This window comes from Roseofilum sp. (assembly GCF_982964205.1).
The window spans coordinates 14,376-15,914 of record NZ_CEZBFX010000100.1 but is presented as its reverse complement, the minus strand read 5'-3'; the positions used below and the strand labels follow the sequence as shown (position 1 = coordinate 15,914).

Sequence of the window (1,539 nt, the reverse complement as noted above, 5' to 3'; positions counted from 1 at the left end):
GAGATGGGGAGATGGGGAGATGGGGAGATGGGGAGATGGGGAGATGGGGAGATGGGGAGATGGGGGGACGCGGAGATTACCTATTACCCATTACCCATTACCCATTACGAAATGACATTATATATAGTAGGAACGCCCATTGGTAATTTAGAGGATATGACGTTTCGCGCGGTGAAGGTTTTGCAGTCTGTAGAGGCGATCGCCGCTGAAGATACTCGCCATACGGGTAAATTACTCCAACATTTCCAAATCGAAACCCGGCAAATTAGCTGTCACGAACATAATCAACAGCAGCGTATCCCGGAACTGTTGGCGATCATGCAACAGGGAAAGGCGATCGCCTTAGTTAGTGATGCGGGTATTCCCGGCATTTCCGATCCGGGATATGAGTTAGTTCAAGCTACATTAAACGCTGGACTCGATGTGGTTCCCATTCCAGGGGCAAATGCAGCGTTAACTGCTCTATCTGCTTCGGGGTTAGGGAGCGATCGCTTTTGTTTTGAAGGCTTTTTACCCCCCAAAGGGAAATCCCGTCACCAGCGTTTAGAAATGCTCAAAACGGAAACTCGCACTGTGATTCTTTATGAAGCGCCGCACCGCTTGCAAGCAACCCTGCAAGATTTAAGGGCAACTTGTGGAGAAGAGCGAAAAATTACTATTGCTCGCGAATTGACTAAACTCTATGAACAGTTTTGGCGCGGAAGCTTAAATGAAGCCATCCAATATTATCAAGAACATCAACCCAAAGGAGAATTTACCCTGGTTGTTGCTGGTGCAGATATCAGTAATGTAGAGCTATCCGAAGCTGCACTTAAAGCCGAATTAGTGGACTTATTAGAGCAAGGCTGGTCGCGATCGCAAGCTAGTCGCCATCTTGCCCAACTCACCCATGTTCCCAAACGCAAACTGTACCAAATGGCCTTAGAGCTATAGCACAGCACTATATGCTAGGGAATGGGGAATGGGGAATGGGGAATAGGGAAAACCCATCTTCATTGTTCATTATTCATTGTTCATTGTTAATTGTTCCATGAAAGCACGCCAGGTCTTAGCTAACTATGCCGCAGGAGAGCGCAACTTCCAGGGGGAGAACCTGCGAGGACAGTCCTTCAAGGGTAAGACCTTGGCGGGAGCAGACTTCAGTCGGGCAGATATTCGCGGAACCGACTTTACGGGAGCCAACTTAACGGGGGTGAAGTTCTGCGGAGCAAAAGCGGGACTCCAGAAACGGCGCATGGCACTGAATCTTATGATTGCCTTGGTCATGTCTGTATTGTCTGGTTTTCTCTCTTGGTGGCCTGCTTATTTCGTCACTCTCATCTTTGACACAGGTAACTTAGAGAATATAGTCGCTGGTTGGGTTTCACTGGTTGTTCTGGTGATTCTCTACGTTGTCATACTTCGTAAAGGAGTTGTGGCCGGCCTTAGCGCAGGAGCAGGAGCAGGAGCAGGAGCAGGAGCAGGACCAGGAGCAGGACCAGGAGCAGGAGCAGTCGTAGTCGCAGTCGTAGTCGCAGTCGTAGTCGCAGTCGTAGTCGC

At 49.3% G+C, this 1,539-nt stretch carries 2 protein-coding genes; both read left to right on the top strand.

Annotation, left to right across the window (positions count from 1 at the left end):
- Nucleotides 1-111: 111 nt before the first annotated feature.
- Nucleotides 112-933, top strand: a complete 822-nt coding sequence (rsmI, locus tag AC3A14_RS19260; RefSeq protein WP_487779109.1) for a 16S rRNA (cytidine(1402)-2'-O)-methyltransferase — start codon at nt 112-114, stop codon at nt 931-933.
- 97 nt (nt 934-1,030) lie between these two features.
- A partial coding sequence (locus AC3A14_RS19255) for a pentapeptide repeat-containing protein (protein WP_487779108.1) occupies nt 1,031-1,539 on the top strand: 509 nt, incomplete at its 3' end.

What these genes read in the sequence shown, in the direction of transcription:
- rsmI (WP_487779109.1), top strand. Translation starts at nt 112, where the DNA reads ATGACATTATATATAGTAGGAACGCCCATTGGTAATTTAGAGGATATG.